Genomic DNA, 20,049 nt, shown 5'->3' on the forward strand with positions numbered 1-20,049 from the left:
CCACCCCCTGGGGAGGCAACCTGCCAGGGCGGATGGGAAGGGCGCGAGGCCGGGACTCCGCTGGCTCCAGCGCGACCTCCACATTAGCAAGACGGCCCGAAAAACCAACGGGTTGACCCGCGCGGGACCAGACGTCACCTTGCGCGCGCCACGGGTGCCCGCGGCCCGTCCTCCGGCGTGGCGCCGGACACCCCCGCGCGGCGTGAAAGGAAGAGGTCATGGCCGGACAGGAGCTGTCGCCCGAGGCGCTCGCGCTCATCGCCGAGGAAGAGGCCCTGTTGTCCCGCGTCCAGCAGGCGCTCTCCGAGGCGCGCCGCCAGGCCGCGGAGCGGACGCTGGACACCCAGGGGCTGATGGCGCAGCTGCAGGTGCTGCGCGACGACGCGTCCACCGCGCACGCGGCGGACCTCCCGCACGTCTTCACCCAGATGAACGAGGTGCGCTCCATGCTGGAGCGGCAGGAGACCGTGCCGCTGCCGGACGCGAACGCGCCCTACTTCGCGCACCTGCGCCTGTCCGGCCCCACCGGAGCGCGCGACTACCTGCTCGGCCGCACCAGCTTCGCCAACCTCGCCGCCGGCGTGCGCGTCATCGACTGGCGCTTCGCCCCCGTCGCGCGCGTCTTCTACAACTACGAGGAGGGCGACGCGTTCGAGGAGTACTTCGGCGACCGGCTCTCCGAGGGCGAGGTGGAGGCACGCCGGCTGGTCATCATCGAGAAGGGCGTGCTCACCCGCATCAGCACCGGCCCGCATCGCCTCCATCGCGACGCGCAGGGCCTCTGGCACTCCCGCGGGCGCGACTCCGCCTCCGTGCTCGCCGGGGGCAGCGGCACCGCCGCCCGCCCGGGCTTCCTGGGCGTGGGCCGGGGCGCGACGCACGTGGATGACGCCTTCGGCGTGACGGCGCTCCTGGACGCGGAGCAGTACGCGGCCGTCAGCACCGGCCACGAGCAGCCGCTGCTGGTGCTGGGCAGCGCGGGCAGCGGCAAGACGACGGTGGCCCTGCACCGGCTGGCGAAGGTCGCCTTCGACGACGCGAAGACGTACCCGCAGGCGCGCACCAAGGTCGTCGTCCCCGAGGAGGGCCTGGCCCGGCTGACGCGCCGGCTGCTGGCGCCCCTGGGCCTGGGCAAGGTGTCCGTGGAGACGCTGGACGCCTGGTCCCTGGGCACCGCGCGGTCCGCCTTCAGCGTGCCGGGCATCAAGCTGTCCCCGGAGACGCCCGCGCTCGTCTCCCGCTTCAAGCGCCACCCGGCCCTGCGCCGCGCGCTGGCGTCCCGCCTGCCCGTGTTCAAGGGCAAGCCCCTGCCCCCCACGCTGGACCGGCTGCGCCTGAAGCTGGCGGACGCGTTCATGGACCGCGCCTTCCTGGAGGCCGTGGTGGCGGACGCGAAGGGCGAGCTGCCGCGCACCGTGGTGGAGGAGGTGCTGGAGCACACCCGCCAGCAGACCGCCGTGCCGCTGTCGCGCCAGTTCAAGGGCTACGACGAGGACCGGCTCGTCACGGTGGACGGCCGCGCCATCGAGGCGGACACGCCCGACGCGCTCGCGGGCACCCTGGACCCGGACGACCTGCCCATCCTGATGTTCCTCAAGGCCCAACGGGGCGCGCTGGGCGCGGACCGCCTAGCGCACGTGGTGCTGGACGAGGCGGAGGACTTCTCCCTCTTCGAGCTCTTCGTCGTGGGCCAGCTGCTGGGCGACAGCCGCAGCTGCACGCTCGCCGGCGACGAGGTGCAACAGACGACGGCGGGCTTCGCGGGGTGGACGGCCGCCCTGGACGAGCTGGGCATCCGCGACGCCGCCACCTGCCGGCTCCAGGTGTCCTACCGCTGCCCGCGCCCGGTGGTGGAGCTGGCCCGGCACGTGCTGGGCACGCAGGCCCCGGCGGCCTCCGCGAGGGCCGGCCGCGAGGGCGCGCCGGTGGGCTTCCACCACTTCCCCGACGAGGCCCAGGCGTGGCTGTTCCTGGGAGACGCCCTGCGCGACCTGGTGCTGCGTGAGCCGCACGCGTCGGTGGGCGTCATCGCCAGCAACCGCGAAGCCGCCGAGTCCTTCCACCGCGTCATCCGCGAGATGCCCTGGGCCCGGCTCGTCCTGGAGGGAGACTTCTCCTTCGAGCCCGGCGTGGACGTGACGGACGTGGACAACGTGAAGGGCCTGGAGTTCGACTACGTCGTCCTGCCGGACGTGACGGCCCGCGCCTACCCCGCGGACGACGAGGCCCGCCGCAGGCTGCACGTCGCCGTCACCCGCTCCTCCCACCAGCTGTGGGTGGCCTCCTCCGCCGTGCGCTCCCCGCTCATCCGCACCTTCCCCGGCGCGGAGGAGACGGCTCAGGGCTGACGGCCTCCGCCGCTGGCGCGCCACTCCCGCTGCCGCTGGGCGTGGGCCTCACGGCGCACGAGCGCGTCCGACTCCTGGCGGGGGACCTCCGCCAGCCGCGCGCGGTGCAGGGTCACGCTCAGCTCCAGGAGGCCCTTGTCCTGCGACGGCAGCTTGTCGCCGTAGTCCTGCAGCAGCGTGGTCGCGAAGGCGATGGCGTCCTCGGACACCTTGCGGCGGTGGTCGTAGTACTGGTGCACCTCCTCCTCGGAGGCCTCGTTGGACTGCACCCTGCCGAAGAGGGTGTTCCACTTCGCCTCCACCTCGGCCCGGCGGCGCAGCTCCTCCGGGTCCTTGGTGGGCACGCCGGTCTCCCAGTACAGGTTGTCCGGCAGCTTCGCGCGCACCGCCTCCAGGTCCACCGGGTAGGGGCCGGGCTCCTCCTCCGGCGCCGCCTGCACCTGGGCCGCCGCCGCGGACACCAGGTCCAGCCCCCCATCCTTCGCCCGGGGCACCGCCGGGGTGGACGCGAACGCGGGAGCAGGCGCCACCGGAGCCGGGGCCACCGCGGCCGGGGGCACCCCCGGCGCGCCAACGTCTGGCGTCTGGCCACCCAAGACAAGCCACGCCCCCACCGCCAGGACCAGGACTCCCGCGGTGCCCAGGGGCAGCTTCCATCGCGCGCGCGTGCTCATGAGCAAGGCCATACCGCGCGCCCGGCGCCCGCCGCAACCCACGTCAGGCCATCCGCGCAACGCACCGCGCAATTGATACATTTAAAACATGGCCATTCGCGTCAATTCTCATTCAATAACTGACGCGAAGCGGCAATTTGGATCCTCTCCGCTGGAATGCTGCGCCCGGCATGGAATTCACTATTTTCACCGCAAGCGAACCTTCCCTGGTTACGGCTGATAAACAAAAACGTAACATCCGCGTCCGCAACCCATTCACTCCCCCTAGGAGGAAGCCGCATGAGAAGTCTTCTCTGGATGAGCCTTCTGGCCCTCACCGCTCCCGTGGGCGCCGCGCGCGCCGAGGTGCTGGTGGAAGGCATCGTCGACGTGCTGGTCGACGGCGGAAACAACTACAACTGGCAGAAGGTGACGCTGCCCAACACCAAGTGTGGCAACGGCTCCCAGTACAAGTTCTTCGTGAACAAGACGGGCTCCCCCAACGTGCTGTTCATGATGGAGGGCGGCGGCGCGTGCTGGGACTACGACTCGTGTAGCGGCCGCACGGGCATCCTGGGCGCGGCGAACCCCAACGGCATCGCCGACGACTACATGAAGCAGTTCACGGCGAAGTACGTGTCCCCCATCGTCAACGGGGCGGACCCGGGCCTGCCCTTCCGCGACCGCAAGGACATCGTCACCAAGGGCTGGAACATCGTCTACCTGCCGTACTGCACGGGCGACGTGCACATCGGCAACAACACGAAGGTCTACACGGATACCACGGGCGGCCAGGCGCCGCTCACCTGGTACCACTCCGGCTACACCAACACGCTGGCCGCGGCGAACTACGCCAAGCAGCAGTTCCCCAACGTGCAGAAGCTGCTCGTCACGGGCTACAGCGCGGGCGGCACGTCCACCTCCGCCGGCTACTACTTCATCCGCAAGGCCATCAACCCGGCCCGCGGCTACATGATCAACGACTCCGGCCCCATCTTCATGGCGCCGAACGCGAACTCCCTGTCGCGCCCCCTGCACGACAAGATCCGCTCGTCGTGGAACCTGGACTCGGTGTTCAGCCAGCTGCCGGGCAGCTTCAGCATCAGCGACATGGGCTCCATCAACCGCATGGTGGCCACGGAGTTCCCGAACGATCAGCTCGCGTACACGGGCTACACGATGGACTACAACTACTCGCGCTACTCGTATGAGCGCTTCCGCACGCCCAACGACGAGGCGTCCGTCCACGCCTACTGGAAGACGGACCAGGACGCGTTCGTCACGGAGCTGAACAAGTACAACAACTTCAGCTACTTCATCCCGCACCAGCGCGCCATCAACGCCAGCCACTGCAGCACCATCATCACCTTCGTGGGCTCGCACGCCTGCCAGCGCATGGAGAAGAAGTACTGGTACGAGTACATCAGCAGCCCGTGGCAGTCCTATGCCTGCCACAGCGAGTTCGTGCCGATGGACGTCTTCCTGGACCGCTTCATCAACGGCAACCAGCGCGTCCGCATCTACGAGCCCGCCAACAACTACAACAACGAGGACGCGGGCATGAGCATCCTCGCGCCCCTCATCAACGGCGCGCTCGGCGGGTAGTCCCCACCGTCCCTGAAGCCTCCTGAAACGAAAGCGGGAGCGGGCCAGCCAGGCCCGCTCCCGTTGTCGTTTCCAGGCCCTGGAGGCCCGCTGGGGCGCTACGTGAGGCCGGGCAGCGTGCCCGTGTAGTCCGGGTGGCCGAAGCGGTCCACGTTGACGCCAAAGGCCTGGGCGATGGAGGTGAGCAGCTTGTTGTGCTCCACCGCGCCCGGCAGCGGGCTGCCCGGCCCCGGCCAGTTGGCCAGGGGGTCCTTGTTGTTGGGGCGCAGGGACAGCATGCGGCCCATGCGGAACTTCCCGCCCGCGCCGCCCGCCAGCACCGTGGGGATGGACACGTTCATGTGGCCGGCGGCGTCACCCAGCTCGTTCCCCCAGAGGATGAGGGTGTTGTCCAGCACCGTGCCGCTGCCCTCCGGGATGGCCTTCAGGCTGTCCATCAGGCCGGCCACCTGTTCGGCGTACCACTGCTGCACCCGCACCATCCGCAGGCGGATGTTGGTGCGCTCCGGCTGGGACTGGGTGTCGGTGCGGTGGGCGATGTCGTTGTGGATGTCCTCGTTGATGCCAATCCACGGCATGGACGGCCCGGGGATGGTCATGGTCACCACCCGCGTCAGGTCACACGCGAACGCGCGGGCGATGAGGTCCATGTGCAGCGTGGTGAGGCCGGGCATGTTGTCGATGTCGCCCAGGTCGCTCAGCGCGTCGGACGGCGCCTCCGGCCGCTCGCAGTTGAGCGCGCCCGCGTTGGTCAGCCGCCGCTCGATGTCGCGCAGCGCCGCCAGGTGCGTGTCCAGCTTCGTGCCCTCGGTGGCCGCCAGCCGCTTCTTCAGCCGGTTGGCGTCCTTGATGAGGTAGTCCAGCAGGCTCTTGCGCTTGGCCAGGATGGCCTGCGCCTCCGCGGGAGAGCCGCCCAGGCCCCCGAAGAGGCGCTTGTAGACGTTGGCGGGGTTCAGCTCGAACGGCACGCGCGAGCCGTTCTCCGTGAAGGAGATGCTGTTGTAGACGTGCTGGGCGCCGAACTGCTCGAAGGCGTGCAGCTGGAGCGAGCGGAACTGGGTGGTGCCCCCCACCGTGTTGCCAATCACCTGGTCCAGCGAAGGGCCCGAGGGCAGCTCGTCGCCGCTGGACACCTCCACCTGGCTGCCGGTGAGGAAGGTGACGGGGCCGCCCTCGTGGCCGGTGCGGCCGTGCTCGTAGAGGACGCGGTAGTCCAGGCCGTCCAGCACCAGCAGCTTGTCGCGGTGGCGCTGGAGCGGTTGGAGGACGGAGTTCTCGAAGTCGATGTTGTAGTTGGTGTCGCTGCCCTTGGGCGTCCAGTACTCCGGCAGGTAGCCGTGAGGGGTGAACAGCGCGATGAAGCGCAGGGGGGCGGCTTCGGCGGCCTCGGCCACGGAGCTGGTGAGCAGGTGCGCGAAGGGCGCCGCCATGGCCGTGCCGGACAGGAGCTTCAGGATGCTGCGTCGGGAAAAGTCGCGGGACATGGGGTCTGGGCTCAACGGGTGGGCAGACGCCGCTGGGTGAAGGAATCCGAGCGCACCAGGCTGACCAACGCCTCGGTGATTTTCAGGTGGTCCGTGCGGTACGGGCCGGTGCGCATGGCGGCGAGCATCTGCGCGTCGGAGGCGTGGCCGTCACGCCCCATCGCGTAGCGCACGAGCTGCAGCGGCACGCAGTTGGCCAGCTCCTCGCTCGTCGTCAGGTAGCGCGCCAGCTGCGCGCCGCCGGTGAAGCTGCCGAGGTTGGTGGTGCCGTCCGCCGCCATCACCGCGCCGCTGGCGTCCACGCGGCGGCCGTTCTCCTCCGTGCGGTGCTGGCCCAGGCCGTCGAAGTCCTCCATGCCGAAGCCCATCGGGTCGATGGTCTTGTGGCAGCTGGCGCACGCCGGGTTGTTGGTGTGCGCCGCGAAGCGCTCGCGGGTGGTGGCGTCCTCCGACAGGGCCGGGGGAATGGTGGACACGTTCGCGGGCGGCGCGGGCACCGTGCGGCACAGCAGGCGCGTGAGCACGAACTTGCCGCGCTTGATGGGGGACGACGAGTCGAAGTGGGCGTAGGTGGACATCACGCCCGCCTGGGTGAGGATGCCCAGGCGCTCCGGGGGCAGCGTCACGCGGCCCATCCCGGTGTCGTCCACGTTGGTGCGGCTCAGGTCGCCGTAGTAGCTGGCGAGCGTCTCATCCACGTAGGAGTAGTTCGCCCCCAGGAGCTCCTCCACGGAGCCCGCGTGGTCCTTCACGATGGCGTCGAGGAAGGCGTCGCGCTCCCGGACCATGGAGTCGCGGAAGTCCACGCTGTAGTCCGGGTACACGAGGTTGTTCTTGTTGACCTTGGACAGGCCGCCAATGCCCAGCCACTCAATGAAGAACTGGCGCAGCTTCGCGCGCGCCTCATCCGTCTTGAGCAGGCGGCGCGCCTGGGCCTCGCGCTCGTCGGGCGACGACAGCGAGCCGGCCTTGGCGGCGGCGAGCAGCGTCGCGTCCGGGGGACCGCCGGTCACCATGAAGGACAGCTCGGAGGCGACCTCGTAGGGGGTCAGCTCCACGACCTGACCCTTGCGAGCGGAGTCCGGCCCCAGCTCCGTGCGGTACAGGAACGACGCGGAGGAGAACAGCGCCTGGAGCACCAGCTCCGCGCCCGTCTCCATCGTCCCGCCCTGCTTGCCCTGGTTGAAGAGCGCCAGCAGGTCCGCCGCCTCCTCCGCCGTCACCGGCCGGCGGAAGGCGCGCTCTCCCACGGTCTGGATGAAGGAGCGCGCGCAGTCGTCCGCTGCCTTGCCGGAGGGGCACCGGTAGAGGTCGCGCAGCTCCTCCTTGCCCTGCTCCGCCAGCGTCACGGCCGCGCTGTCGATCTGATCCGCCAGCAGCGACGTCACCTGGAGCCGCTCGTGGGTGGAGAAGCCCAGGATGGTGTCCTCCGCCGCGAAGCCCTGTGCGATGTCCACGGGCGTCCCCAGCACCGCGGAGGCGGACTTGTTGAACTCGTCGCGCGTCAGCCGGCGCACGCGCGCGGGTGCCGCCGAGCTCTCCAGCGCCGCGTCCTGCCCACCGATGTTGCCGGTGCAGCCGGAGGCGGTGAGCACGAGAGCGGAGGACAGATAGAAACGACGCAATGGCATGATGTCTGGCATTCCTCGCACCCGCGCGGCGTAAGGCCCGGCGCACAGGCGCCCGGCAGTCTACTGGCTGAGGCCCTCGCTTTCAGCGGGGATTTCATTTCGAGGCGTTTTCATCTCTCGCGGAGAAAGAGAGAGAGGCGCCCATCCCGGAGCACGAAGTGGGCACGCACCGGCCCGCGGCGCACACGGTGCCGCGCGACTCAGGGAGGAACTTCCTCACCTCGGGCCGTCCACCAGTTCTCGCCATAACTGATGCAGATCTGCTCACCGGGGTGGATGTCCCGCAGTGCGTGATAGCGGAACACATCCCGGTCCACCGCGCGGCTGTAGGACGCGTTGGGTTCGGTGGCGTGGTTGTAGATCATCCCGTACCCCATCACGAGCGCGACCCAGTCGCCCTTGCGGGGCTCTTCGTGGCGGTGCCAACGAATCTCGAAGACGTAGTCGTCCAGCGGTTCGCCGCGGCACTGGCGCTGGGGGACCTTGAGGTAGTGGCACTCCTCGATGAGTTCGCCCGCCGCGATGAACACGTCGGTGAAGACGCCCATCCCCCACTCGCACGGCCGGACCTTCACGCCGGGATGGAGGAACAGCGCCGGGCCCAGGTTCATGGGGGCTTCTCTTTCGCTTCCGGTGTCGTCCACGCGGGCGAACCATCGCGCACTCCGGCCGGGCTCGGGAAGCGGCGGCGCCGCGGGCGCGGGACCTTCCAGGACTTCCCGTGCTGTCAGCCTGTCTGCCCTCCTGTCACGGGACGGTGGCGCAGGATGCGGCGCAACAGGTAGAGGCCGGGCAGCAGGGGCAGCCAGAGGGTGAAGCCGCGCAGGAGCATGGTGCCCGCGAGGGCCGCCTCCACCGGGACTCCGAGGAGGTTGAGCATGCCCACGGACACGGCCTCGTAGGTGCCCACGCCGCCGGGGATGATGGACACCGTCTCCGCCATGGAGGCGACCATGAAGGCGACGATGACGGTGCTCATGGGGACCTCCTGGCCCATCGCGCGCAGCATGGCGCCCAGCGTGGCCGCGTCCAGGGCGTAGACGCCCAGTTGGAGGACGACGCCGCGCACGAGCAGGCCGGGGTCGAGGAGCATCCCGGGCGGCACCTCCGCGATGGCCTTGAGCATGGTGCCCAGGGAGGGGATGCGCTTCGTGAAGCGGCCCGGCGTCCACTCGCGGTGCCGCGTCACCCAGAGGATGGCCAGCGGGATGACCACGGCCAGCGCGCCGAAGCCGGTGACGAGCCAGGGGATCCATTCGTTGAGTTCGGACTCGCGCCAGAGGAAGAAGAGGCTCGCGCCCACGCCCAGCGCCTGCGCGATGTAGAAGCACAGCACCGTCAGGAGCACCGCGCCCGCGGCGGTCCCGGGGCTCGCGCCCTCGCGGCGCAGCCCGCGTCCGACGAGCACCGACCCGCCCACGCCGCCGGTGGGGATGACCTGGTCGAACGCCAGCTTCATCAGGGACAGCCGCGCCAGCGCCCAGAGCGAGACGCGCAGCCGCGCCCGGTGCAGGACCACCCACCAGATGGCCGCCACGCACAGGTAGGTGCCCACCTGGAACGCGACGGCCACCAGCAGCCACGCGGGCCGGGCCTGCCGGAGCAGCTCCAGGAACTGCTTCTCCTCCGCGTGCCGGGAGAACACGAAGGCCAGGAGCGCGACGAGGAGCAGGACGCCGGGGATCCACCAGCCACGCCGGCGCTTCGCTGGGACCTCCAGCGGCTCCTCCAGGGGGGAAACCGGTTCCGCGCGCGTGCCCGCCATGCGTCTCCTTCCTGGGAATGGAATGTCCCGAGGGAAGGATGCGCTTCATCGCCCGCCGGGGCAGGGGGCGGGGCACGGCAGCCCGCCCCCCTTGCATCCAGGGAGGCGGGCCCCGCATGCGTCTATCGCCCCCCGGGACTCAGCGGGCGCAGTCGCCCGTCACCTGGGGAGCCGCGACGCCGTTGACGGTGTTGCCGCTGAAGGTGTTGCCCGCGCCCAGCACCAGCTCGGTGGAGTTGCCGCTCCCCCGGTTGCAGACGATGACGCCGCCCATTCCCGCCTGGTTGCCGGTGAACTGGTTGCCCCGGAGGGTGACGCCCGCGTTGGGGACGTCCTCCAGGTAGATGGCCGCGCCCGGCCCCTTCACGGCGGCGTTGTTCTCGAAGACGTTGTTCTCGATGAGGTCATGGTCGGGCTGGAAGTAATGCAGCGCTCCTCCGCCACCCAGGTCGTAATGCTGGGTGCCGTTGGGCCACGCCTCGTAGGCGCGCGGCTGGAGGACGTTGGCCTGGCTGCCCCGGAAGGCGGACAGCGTGTTGTTGCGGAACGTGTTGCCGCGCACGATGGAGTTGCGCCCGTGGGTGATGCACATCGCGCCGCCGCCAGAGGTGGCGCCGTCGCCCGTGGCGAAGCGGTCGATGTCGCGGGTGCGGTTGTTCTCGAAGACGGTGTCGGTGACGACGGAGCCGTCGGTGAACATCAGGTCCAGCGCGCCGCACTTGCCGGAGGACTCGTTGTCGCGGAAGAGCGAGTGCTGGATGGTCACCGGGCCCGGGTAGTACGCCCAGAGCGCGCCCCGCGTGCGGTCCCGGTCGCCGTTGTATTCGTTCTTGCGCACCTTCTCGAAGACCATGTGCTGGAAGACCGGGTCGCCGTCCCCCTTGGACTGGTCGCCGAAGAAGTTCATGCCCCACCAGCCATGGGGGTTGGTGGAAGTGAACGTCACCGGCGCCCCGGCGGTGCCCTGCACCAGGATGCGCCCGTACACGCGCAGCTCCACGCGTCCGTTGTGGTGGTTCATCACGTCCTGCGCGCCATCGCGCACGTCCGCGTTCGTCACCGCTGGGTTGCCCTTGAAGTCGATGACGACGCCCGGCTCCACCGTCGTCGTCTGCCCCTTGGGGATGGTCACGATGAACTGGGCGTTGCCCACGACGTGGTACGGGGAGCCCGCCCGCGTCAGGCGCGCGGGCATCGTGCCCGTCACCTGCGTGCCCGCGTCCTGCGGGATGGGGGCGCCCCCATCGGTGCCCCCCGCATCCGGAGCGCCCGCGTCGGACGGCCCCGCGTCGGAGGCTCCCGCGTCGGATGGGCCCGCGTCGGGGACTCCCGCGTCACGGTTCTCTGAAGGGCCCGCGTCGCGCGGTGGCACGCCCGCGTCGTCGCGGCCTGGAGTGCCGCTGTCGGGGACGATGCCGGAGGGATGCTCCTCCTGTGGTTCGGCGCCTCCCGAGCACGCCACCACGGCCCCCCACAAGCAGAGGACGGACAGGACAACGTGGACACTGGAAGGGCGGTTCATGGTCTCATTCCCCGGAGGCGGTCTGGTACAAGCCCGCGCATGGCCGATGACATCCTCGTGCTGGCGTACTCCGGATGCGACACCTGCAAGAAGGCGTTGAAGTGGCTGGAGGCGCGCGGCGTCTCCTACCAGACGCGCCCCATTGTCGACCAACCGCCCACCGTGGCGGAGCTGCGCCAGTGGATTCCCAAGAGCGGCGTGTCCGTGCGCAAGTGGCTCAACACCAGTGGACAGAGCTATCGCGCGCTCGGGAAGGAGAAGATCGACGCGGCCTCCGATGAGGAGCTGGTGGAGTGGCTCTCGAAGGATGGGAAGTTGGTGAAGCGTCCCGTGCTGATCAGCAAGGAGGCCGTCACCGTGGGCTTCCGCCCCGAGGCCTACGACGCGCGCTTCCCTCCGCGCGGGTAGCGGGGCGGCCGGGCCCTTGGGACTGGGGCCCCCTCCCTTCGCGCGGCTTCAGGACAGGCAGGCGGACGAGCCCTCGGTCGACCGTCGTCGCGTGCGTGCCGGGTTGCCACGTTGAGTGGGCATGGAAATCGGATCCAGACGCCCATTGGGGGAGATCCTCCTGGAGCTGGGAGTGGTCGACAAGGGCCAGCTCCGGCTGGGGCTCGTGCACCATCACGAGCTCCACGTCCCCCTGGGCCGTGCCCTGGTGAACGAGGGCGTGTGCACGGAGGCGGACGTCCTGCGCGGGCTGGCCCTCCAGTTCGACGTGGACGCCGTGGACCTGGACCGCCACCCGCTCGACCGGTCCCTGACCGCGCTGGTGCCCGCGCGCATCGCCCGGCAGTACGGCGTCGTGCCGCTCCAACTGGAGACGCGCGAGGACCGCGAGGTGCTTCACCTCGCCGTGCCCGCGCCGCTGTCCCTGGACGCGGTGGATGACGTGCGGGCGGTGTCCGGCAAGGCGCGCGTGGAGCCGCACCTGGCCTCCGACAGGGCCCTGGCCCGCGCGCTCGGCGCCCTCTACGGAATCCGGGAGACGGACGAGCCGGTGGCGACGCCCGAGCCGCGCCGTCCGCCCGTGCCCGGTCCGCCGCTCCTGCTCTATGGATGGCCGCCCGTGACCGCGGTGCTCATCTCCCGCACGCTGGCGCGCAACGGCATCACCGCCCGCGTCGCCACGCCGCTGGAGGTCCTGCACACGCGCGCGAACGACGTGGTGCTCGCGCCCCTCCAGGCCATGGAGGGGCTGCTCGCGGGCGAGGTCCGCATCGAGGGCGCCCTCATCGTGCACGGGACGTCCGACGACGAGGGCTTCGACCGGGCCCGCAAGCTGGGGGCGCGGGGCTTCCTCGCCAACCCGCGCGACGAGGAGCTGCTGCTGCGCGCCGTGCGCCGGCTGCGCCCCGACGCCGGCACCGAGCCCTCCTGGTCAGGCCACTCCTGAACGAAGAGGCCGCGCCCTACGGGGCGGCCGGGGCCACCGGCGCCAGGGCCTGGAGCGCCTCCTCCGCGGGCGCGGCGGCGGGGCGCGCGGTGTGCTGCTCGCCGGACTCGAGCCCCAGCACGCCCAGCACCTCCGGGTACACCTTGTTCGCGAAGTAGCGCCCACCCGCCACGGTGAAGTGCACGCCGTCCGTCATGCGCAGGCGCATGGGCTTGCGGAAGCCCTCCACGCGGGCCTGCTTCAGCGCCTTGCCGCGCGCGTCGGTGAAGAAGGGCCGCGTCTCCAGGTGCACGGCGTCCTCGCGGGCGGAGATGACCTCGCGCTGGAGGCCGCGGATCAACGTGAGCTTCTGTTCGAAGCGGTGACGGCTCGTCGCGGGCAGCTCCAGCCAGATGATCTTCCGGCCCGGCGCGGAGATGGCCGTCACGAAGTCCTGGATGCGCTGGCGGTACTCGCCCTCCCAGTCCGGCTTTCCCCAGGCGACGGTGGCGCGCCCCTGCCGGGTGTGCAGGGCCTGACCGTCATTGCCGCCCAGGATGACCACCACCACGTCCGGCTGATGCTGCTGCACCTCCTGCTGGCCCACCTCCAGCCAGTCGAAGAAGTCCGGGCGGGCCAGCCCGGTGGAAGACTTCGCGCGGCGCTCACAGCGGATCCGCGGGTGCGCGGCGAGCTGGTTCTGGAGGTACTCCCCGAACCCCGTGGCGATGAGGCTGTCCCCCAGCAGCAGCACCGTGCGCCGGGGAGCGGGAGCGACGGCCGGAGGGGCGGGAGCGGCGGCGGGCCCGGGTTCGGGGACCGAGGCAGCCGAGGCCACCGTGGACAGGAACGCCAGAAGGAGGAACGCGCGAAGAGGACGGGTCGACATCGGCGGAGGCGAAACTACTTCCCACACGTGCATCCGTACACCCCCCAACGGGAGGGAGGATCCGTTCACCCGGCGGCGCGCGTCACGGCCGGACCGCGTCAGGCCGCGGAGCCCACGTCCACGTCCACGTCCGCCAGCGCCGCGAGCCCCGGGGGCGCGAGCGCATGGAGCCACGGCGTGAGCAGCCGCGCGCAGTCGTCCGGATGCGAGAAATAGGGCACGTGTCCCGCGCCGCGCAGCAGGTGCCGGGGCGTGCCTTCGGGCAGCGACGCGGCCAGGCGCTCCAGCGAGGACGGCGGCACCAGCACGTCGCGGTCGCCCTGGATGCACAGGCACGACACCTTCAACGGCTTGAGGTCCGGCGGCGGCGGCTCCGAGTGGATGGCGAACGCGCGCCGCAGCGTCGACAGCCGCTCCACCGTCGTGGTGGGCACCACGTCCGCCACCTCGCCCGAAGGCACCGGCCGCCACGCCGCCAGCGACGCCGCGGCCCACCCCGGGCGCCCCAGCACCGCGATGGGCCCCATCATCGCGATGAGCCGTCCGCGAGGCCCCACGTGCGCGGTGCGCGTGAAGGAGCCCAGGAACGCCACGCCTCGGGTCGCGCCCCCCGCCGCCAGGTGCGCCGCCACCATGCCGCCAAACGAACTGGCCACCACCGCGTCCACCGCGCCCGCCACCCGCAGCACCTGATCCGCCAGCACCTTCGCGCCGCACGCCGCGTGCTCGCCCTCCGGGTACTCCACCAGCACGGGCCGGGCGACGTCCGTGAGCCGCAGGGCGAGCGAGCGGAAGCCCGCCCCCCGGGCGCCCAGCCCCGGCAGGAGCAGCACGCGCGGCCCCGCGTCACAGCCTCCCATGTCGGTCAGTTCCACCGTGCGACGCATGGCGTCTTCCTCCTGGCGCGCGCCTGTGAACACCGCTCACGCCCTGGGTCTGCCCGCCCCCACCAGGAGGCTCGCAGGACCCACGGGCGGTGGGAAGTCCCCCCGCCGTCTCGCTCTCTGAGACATGGAGTGATACAGCGTCAATCACACCACCCTTTTCCACCGACGCGTCGCACCACGTCCGTGAACCAAGGTTTTTCGTCTCCAGCGTTCTGACAGCGAGGGGGCGAAGGATTAAGAATGGTCACCGTGAATCTGCATGCCTTCGGGGAGTTCGTTCGCAAGCATCGTCCGGCCCTGGAGGTACGGGCCGCGAAGCTCTGCGTGGGAAGTTCGGTCGACTCCACGGAGCTGGTGGGCGAGACGCTGGAGCGTGCCCTGTCCGTCTTCGAGCGGCTTCAGGACGAGGACACCACCGCCGTGATGCAGTGGCTGGATGGCGCCATGGGCCGCTGCTTCGCGCGGATGGGTGGGCAGCTGCCGGACGCGAAGCCCGCGGCGCCGGATCTCCAGCAGACGTTCGACCTGCTGCGTGCGCGCTTCCGTGAGGTGTACGGACAGCCCGCGTTCGGCAAGCGCGTGGGCGTCACCGGCTGGCGGATGTAACGCTGTCTCATGGCCCGTCCCGGGTGCCTGGACTCAGGGCGCCGGACGGTGGCCGGACAGCGCCTCCACGTAGGACGCGGCCACCTGGAGGAAGCGGCCTCCGCGCACGCCGGTGAGGTACTGGCGCTTCATCGCGCGGGTGGCCCCCACGTAGAACATCGCGCGGCGGATGCGTTCGTGTTCGCGCTCGGTGCGCTGGCGGGCCCCCGCCATCCACGCCTCGATGGAGTCCAGGGCCTCCAATCCCGCGAAGAAGACGACGGGGCACTCGTGGCCCTTGCATGAGAACACCGTGGTGGCGCGCACGTGATCCACGCCGCTCACGCGGAAGTCGGCCACGTCCCGCCCGCCCTTGCCGCCATAGGCCTCCGCGGGCACGCCCGCCTTCTGGAGCGCGTCGGTGAAGGACGCGGGCATGACGGGCGCCACCACCAGGATGTCGCCGGGGTGGACGCCTTCCTCGCGCACCAGCCGCGCCACCTCCTTCGCGACCCAGCGGGCCTCGCTGGTGCTGGAGGCGAAGGCCTTCACCTGGGGCAGCACGCCACCGCGCTCGGTGGACTGCACGCGGTAGAGGCCTTCCAGCGTCTCCTCCGGAAGCCACAGCAGGCGCTCGCGGGCCAGCTCTCCCGCCTTCATGTATTCGCGCATGCCAGGGTCGGTGACGCGGTGCTGGCGCAGCGGATCCAGCACCACGTTGAAGGCCACGTCGAGGATGTCGCGGGTGGCGCGGAAGGTCTCCTTGAGCACGCGGGTGCGGCCCCGGAAGGACAGCCCTTCGGGGAGCTGCTCCTTCAGGTGGTCGATGGGCACCTGGCCGTAGACGTTCTGCGAGTCGTCCATGAACAGCTGGAAGCAGCGTGACTCGCGGCCGTCCTCGCCCACGCGAGGGCGCACCAGCGCGTGCAGCGACGCCAGCGCCTTCGCGTCCATGTCCTGCGCCTCGTCCACGAAGACGGCGTCGAAGGCGTAGGGCTCCAGGCGCCGGAGCGCCCCCACGTGCTTCACCGTCACCTGGGCCCGGAGCGGACGCACCTGCTCCGCGCCCGCGCGCACGGTGAGCGCCTCCACCAGGAGCTTGTCCACGAGCGGCGCGAGCGAGCGGTTGTAGAAGGAGACGAGCACCCGGGCGCGGGGGTTCTCCAGGAGGTAGCGCGCGGCCCAGTGCGCCAGCACGTACGTCTTGCCGCTGCCAGCCACGCCGCGCACCAGGTGGTGGCCGTCGTCGAAGCGGCGCTCGAAGAGGGACACCTGCTCCTGGGTGAAGAGGGGCCCGGTGTCCTTGCCACCGGCGATCTCCCCGCCCAGGCCCATGGGCACCAGCGGCGGTGGAGGGGGCGGCGGCGGACGCGGCTGGGACGCGAGCAGCTCCAGCCGGGGCGGCGTGCCCGGGTGCACGCGCACGCGAGGCAGCAGCGACAAGAAGCGCGCGGGCACGGGCGACGCGCGGGCCTCCTGGCGCGAAGCCAGCACCAGCAGATACTCCTTCGCGCGGCTGGCGGCCACGTTGAGGATGGGCACCAGGGTGTGCGGTGGGAAGGGCCGACCTCCGGCCACGGTGTCCACCATCACCACATCGTACTGCGTGCCCTGCTGGCGGTGGATGGTGGAGGCGCTGAACATGTCGTGGCGCAGCCCCGCCGCGTTGCCCAGCTTGCGCAGGAGCGCCGCCTGCGCGCGGTAGGGCGTCACGCACAGCACGGTGAGGCCCAGGCGCACGGCCTGGCGGGCCAGGGTCACGGCGAGCTCCGCGGACAGCTCGCGCTGGTAGCCGGAGCCCGTCTCGCCGCGGCCATGCGTGAGGCGGCGGTTGTCGCGGCTCAGCCCATCCAGCACCAGCCACATCGCGCGGGCCGGGAAGGCGGGCACGGGAGGGGGCTTCTGGGCCCGGTCCTTCACGAGGTCGCCGTCCTCCAGCGCGCCGCCGTAGCAGAAGTCGCTCACCACGCGAGCGATGTCCGGGTGCATGCGGTGCTGGGTGCGCAGGAGCAGCACGTCCGGCCGCTCCGCGTCCTTCACCGCGTCCTCCAGGTGGGACAGGGCGCTGGCGCGGAGCCACGTCTGGGTGCCCCGGCCCGCGCCCTCGGCCGCGCGGCTCACGGGGCCGATCTGCTTGGGGTCGCCCGCGAGCGTCACCTGCCGGGCGAGCGGGGCGAGCAGCGCCGTCGCCGCGCGCGTCACCATGCCCGCCTCGTCCACGACGAGCCGCTGGAAGGTCTCCTCCCCTTCCAGCTCCGACACCAGCCGGAGCGCGCGGTGCACGGTGAGCACCATCAGGGGGCTGTCGCCCTTCTCCGCCTCCTTCAGCGTCGGGTCCTTCACGCGGCCGCGCAGCGTGCGCAGCTCCGCCTGCATCCGGGCCAGCTCCGGCGCGGCGCCGCCCCGGGCGCGCTCCAGCGTGAGCTCGCGCTCGCGCTCCTGGATGGAGGTGAGCAGCTTGCTCGTCTTCGCCTCCTCGAGCGCCACGGTGGGCAGCTTGGCGAGGGCGTCGCTCGCGCCGGTGCCGCCGCGGAAGATGCTGCGGGCCAGCGGGCGCAGCGGGATGGGGTCGCGCTCCAGGAGGGAGCTGACGCGCATCACCAGCTCGTCCGCGGCGCGGTTGGTGGGGGCCACCGCGAGGATGCGCTCGTTCGGGTACGCGCGCAGGGCGCGGGCGATGAGGTCCGCGACCGCCGTCGTCTTGCCGGTGCCGGGAGGACCCCAGATGCTGCCCCACGGCTGGCGCCAGAGCCGGTCCACGGGGAGGAGCTCCGCGTCGCGGGCGGACGGTGGGGACGGGATGAGGTCGCCCCTCGCGCGCTCCAGGGAGGTGGTGAGGGTGGGGACGCGCTCCTCGTAGGCGGAGGCCGCCGCGCACAGGGCCTCCGCGAAGTCATAGGGCCGGTAGCACCAGCGCTCGCAGGAGAGGACGCGGCGGTCCAGGTCCTCACCGGAGTCGGAGGAGGCGAAGACGCGGCCGGATTCGAAGTCCAGGTGGACGATGTCCCCGGCGAACACCAGCTCCTCGCCCAGGAAGCCCAGCAGCGAGCCTCCGGACCAGTCCGGATCCGCGGCGGGCACCGGCACGAGGCCCAGCACGCCGGGGCCGGCGAGGCCCACCTCGCGCGCCTCCTGGAGGCGCTGGGCGCGGTATTGGCTGCGCTCGGCCACCAGCGCGTCGCGGAGGTCTTCGGGGAGGTAGGACGGCGCGACCCACTGTTCCCTGCGGCGCCCGGACGACACGGCGGCCTGCATGGCCTGCCGCTCGGCGGGGGTGACATCGCCGGAGGTGGACACGTCGCGGGCCGGGGCTTCCTCTGGGGGCCGGACGTCGGCCGGGTCGTCCACGCGGAGCAGGTTTGGGGCAGGCACCTTCGGCGCGCGGGCCGTGAAGGACGCGAGGGTTGACGGGGACGCCGCGTCAGCGCCCGTCCCGGCGGGCCCCAACAGAGGGGCTTCGCCCGCCCGCGAGTCCTCCATGGATGGGGCCACCCCAGCAGCCAGCGCGTCCGGTGCCCGCGGGCTCACGGGCTCGCGAACCCGCGCGGGCAAACCTTCCGGAGCTGGCGTCGCCGAGGCAGTGCGCGCGTCCGCCGCTTCCGTCGCGGCCACCGCGCGGCTCACGCGATGGGAGGCCGGCATGGACGCCAGCGCGGCGGAGTCCAGCTCCCGGAAGGTCAACGTCTTCGCCTTCGCGGCCCCCCTCCCCTTCGCCCCCGAGGAGTCCGCCCGCTTCGGCGGTTCCGTCAGCACCGGTGGCGGGGCATCGGAATCCGGTGGAGGCCAGGAGGACTGGACGCGGAGGATGGGCGCGGCCTGTCCAGCCTCGACATCCGTGTCGTACTCCACGCGGAGCACGGGCACGAGGCCGTCTGGCGCACGCTCGTCCCGTGGCGCCTCCCCCTGACCCGACTCCTCGTCCGTCCTGCGCATCATACCGGGTGCTCGCGGCGCGGCCCTTCCTCACCCTCGGAAGGTGGCGGCGCCGGGAAGCCGGCCAAGCTAGGGGAGGCATCGATCTGCGTCAACGCACGCGCGGGCTCCCTCGGACGCCTGCACCGCCGGTGAATCCACCCCTCCACGCGCGACAGCCCGGCCCCGCGCACCCACGCGGACCCGGGCCGTCACCTGCCCACCTGGAAACCCCAGAGCGGACTACAGCAGCGAGCAGAGCAACCCGCTGCCCGTGTTCGCCGGGCAGTTCGTGCCCTGGCAGTACGCCGGCCCCAGGCCGATGGAGAGGATGCCCTGGAGGCTGGGCACCTTCACCTTGCACGTGCCCGTGGTCGCGTTGCCGGACGCGTCCTTCACCTCGTACACCATCGTGTAGACGCGACCGTTGCCCAGCAGGCTGGACTCCGCGCGCAGCTCCGCGGACTTGCGGTCCGCGCTCAGCTTGATGTCCTTGCACTTGAACAGGTTGAGGCTGAAGAGCGCGTCCTCCGACTCATCCGACTCAACCCGGATGATGGAGCCAGACGCCTGGAGGTCCAGCGTCCCGCCGCAGTTGTCCACCGGCGCCTGCGCGCAGTCCGCCAGCGTCACCGTCTTGTAGTCCGCGGTCAGCGAGCGCGGGAGCACCAGGTTCTTGCTCGCCCCGGCCACCGGCGCGGTCGCGTCCACCACCGTCACCGTGGCGGCGCACGTGGCCGTGTCCATCCCGTCCGACAGCGTGAGCGTCACCGGCGTCACACCGGGGGCGTACGGGCCCGCCGGGCTCTGCTCGCGGCTCAGCGGCTGCGGGAAGAGGTCCGAGTCATAGGAGCCATTGTCGATGGACGCCGGCGCCGCGCACGACGCGCCCGCCACCACCGTCACGTTCTTGCAGAGCGCCACCGGCGGCTGGTTCACGACACACCCGCCACCCGCGGCCAGCGTCACCGACGCGATGTTGTTCAGCTCGTCGTCCTCCGGGAAGAAGTCGAAGGCATCCGCGACCACGAACAGCCGCTGCGTCCCCTCCGGCACCTGCACCACCTTCTCGAAGGGATAGCGCTCCTTGCCCACCAGCCACGGCACGTCCACCGTCGCCAGCAGCGTGCCGCCCTGCGCCGGGTCCCCCGCGTAGATCCCCGCGACCGACGGGTCGATGCCCGTGGGCGCCTCGTTGCGGATGGCCCCCGTCACCGTCAACACATCGCCGTCACAGGTGACGCCCAGCTCGGAGACAGACAGGTCCAGGTCCGTCAGCGCCGCCTTGGCCTGACGCGGGGCCGTGCCCTCATCGTACGACTCGGCGCCACAGGCGCTCAGCAGCAACAGGGATGCAACGAGGGAAAACGGACGGCGCGAGGACATAGCTGTCTCC

15 protein-coding genes are annotated in these 20,049 nt (G+C 71.3%); 5 read left to right on the plus strand and 10 right to left on the minus strand.

Features of this window, described 5'->3' with window-relative positions; translation table 11 throughout:
* Positions 1-218 precede the first annotated feature (218 nt).
* Positions 219-2,348 carry an ATP-binding domain-containing protein gene (locus GTY96_RS23190; protein ID WP_161665835.1) on the plus strand — a complete coding sequence of 710 codons (2,130 nt, stop codon included), beginning with the start codon at positions 219-221 and terminating at the stop codon, positions 2,346-2,348.
* Here GTY96_RS23190 and GTY96_RS23195 read toward each other — a convergent pair.
* Positions 2,339-3,022 (minus strand): hypothetical protein, encoded by a 684-nt coding sequence (locus tag GTY96_RS23195; RefSeq protein WP_161665836.1) that lies wholly within the window; start codon positions 3,020-3,022, stop codon positions 2,339-2,341. The genes GTY96_RS23190 and GTY96_RS23195 overlap by 10 nt on opposite strands.
* A gap of 279 nt (positions 3,023-3,301) precedes the next feature.
* Here GTY96_RS23195 and GTY96_RS23200 point away from each other — a divergent pair, with 279 nt between their 5' ends.
* On the plus strand, positions 3,302-4,606 hold the full coding sequence (locus tag GTY96_RS23200; protein WP_143906730.1) for a pectin acetylesterase-family hydrolase: 1,305 nt from the start codon (positions 3,302-3,304) through the stop codon (positions 4,604-4,606).
* A 98-nt stretch (positions 4,607-4,704) separates the two neighbouring features.
* Here the strand turns inward: GTY96_RS23200 and GTY96_RS23205 are convergent, their stop codons facing one another.
* From GTY96_RS23205 to GTY96_RS23225, 5 genes are all read right to left on the minus strand, one after another.
* On the minus strand, positions 4,705-6,090 hold the full coding sequence (locus GTY96_RS23205; protein WP_143906728.1) for a DUF1552 domain-containing protein: 1,386 nt from the start codon (positions 6,088-6,090) through the stop codon (positions 4,705-4,707).
* Positions 6,091-6,101: 11 nt separating this feature from the next.
* On the minus strand, positions 6,102-7,721 hold the full coding sequence (locus GTY96_RS23210) for a DUF1592 domain-containing protein (protein ID WP_143906726.1): 1,620 nt from the start codon (positions 7,719-7,721) through the stop codon (positions 6,102-6,104).
* Positions 7,722-7,921: 200 nt separating this feature from the next.
* Positions 7,922-8,332: an SET domain-containing protein-lysine N-methyltransferase gene (locus GTY96_RS23215; RefSeq protein ID WP_143906724.1), complete on the minus strand. Its 411-nt coding sequence runs from the start codon at positions 8,330-8,332 to the stop codon at positions 7,922-7,924.
* 116 nt (positions 8,333-8,448) lie between these two features.
* On the minus strand, positions 8,449-9,486 hold the full coding sequence (locus GTY96_RS23220) for a lysylphosphatidylglycerol synthase transmembrane domain-containing protein (RefSeq protein WP_143906722.1): 1,038 nt from the start codon (positions 9,484-9,486) through the stop codon (positions 8,449-8,451).
* 139 nt (positions 9,487-9,625) lie between these two features.
* Positions 9,626-11,008: a right-handed parallel beta-helix repeat-containing protein gene (locus GTY96_RS23225; RefSeq protein WP_201756310.1), complete on the minus strand. Its 1,383-nt coding sequence runs from the start codon at positions 11,006-11,008 to the stop codon at positions 9,626-9,628.
* Between the two features lie 39 nt (positions 11,009-11,047).
* On the opposite strand from GTY96_RS23225, the gene GTY96_RS23230 reads away from it, so the two are divergent.
* Both GTY96_RS23230 and GTY96_RS23235 read left to right on the plus strand, forming a co-directional pair.
* Positions 11,048-11,416, plus strand: a complete 369-nt coding sequence (locus GTY96_RS23230; RefSeq protein WP_161665837.1) for a Spx/MgsR family RNA polymerase-binding regulatory protein — start codon at positions 11,048-11,050, stop codon at positions 11,414-11,416.
* 121 nt (positions 11,417-11,537) lie between these two features.
* Positions 11,538-12,401, plus strand: a complete 864-nt coding sequence (locus GTY96_RS23235) for a GspE/PulE/PilB domain-containing protein (protein WP_143906718.1) — start codon at positions 11,538-11,540, stop codon at positions 12,399-12,401.
* A gap of 16 nt (positions 12,402-12,417) precedes the next feature.
* Here the strand turns inward: GTY96_RS23235 and GTY96_RS23240 are convergent, their stop codons facing one another.
* Both GTY96_RS23240 and GTY96_RS23245 read right to left on the minus strand, forming a co-directional pair.
* Positions 12,418-13,269, minus strand: a complete 852-nt coding sequence (locus tag GTY96_RS23240) for an SGNH/GDSL hydrolase family protein (protein WP_161665838.1) — start codon at positions 13,267-13,269, stop codon at positions 12,418-12,420.
* A gap of 98 nt (positions 13,270-13,367) precedes the next feature.
* The gene (locus GTY96_RS23245) at positions 13,368-14,156 is read right to left on the minus strand and encodes an alpha/beta fold hydrolase (protein WP_161665839.1); all 789 of its coding nucleotides are present in this window, start codon (positions 14,154-14,156) and stop codon (positions 13,368-13,370) included.
* A gap of 240 nt (positions 14,157-14,396) precedes the next feature.
* Here GTY96_RS23245 and GTY96_RS23250 point away from each other — a divergent pair, with 240 nt between their 5' ends.
* Entirely contained in the window at positions 14,397-14,762 is a 366-nt protein-coding gene (locus tag GTY96_RS23250) for a hypothetical protein (RefSeq protein WP_143906712.1), read from the plus strand.
* A gap of 33 nt (positions 14,763-14,795) precedes the next feature.
* Here GTY96_RS23250 and GTY96_RS23255 read toward each other — a convergent pair whose 3' ends face one another.
* Entirely contained in the window at positions 14,796-18,677 is a 3,882-nt protein-coding gene (locus GTY96_RS23255) for an AAA family ATPase (RefSeq protein ID WP_201756311.1), read from the minus strand.
* A 219-nt stretch (positions 18,678-18,896) separates the two neighbouring features.
* Positions 18,897-20,039 (minus strand): hypothetical protein, encoded by a 1,143-nt coding sequence (locus GTY96_RS23260; RefSeq protein WP_143906710.1) that lies wholly within the window; start codon positions 20,037-20,039, stop codon positions 18,897-18,899.
* Positions 20,040-20,049: the final 10 nt, after the last annotated feature.

The sequence above is a fragment of the Corallococcus silvisoli genome, assembly GCF_009909145.1.
In the GTDB taxonomy this organism is placed as follows: Bacteria; Myxococcota; Myxococcia; order Myxococcales; family Myxococcaceae; genus Corallococcus; species Corallococcus silvisoli.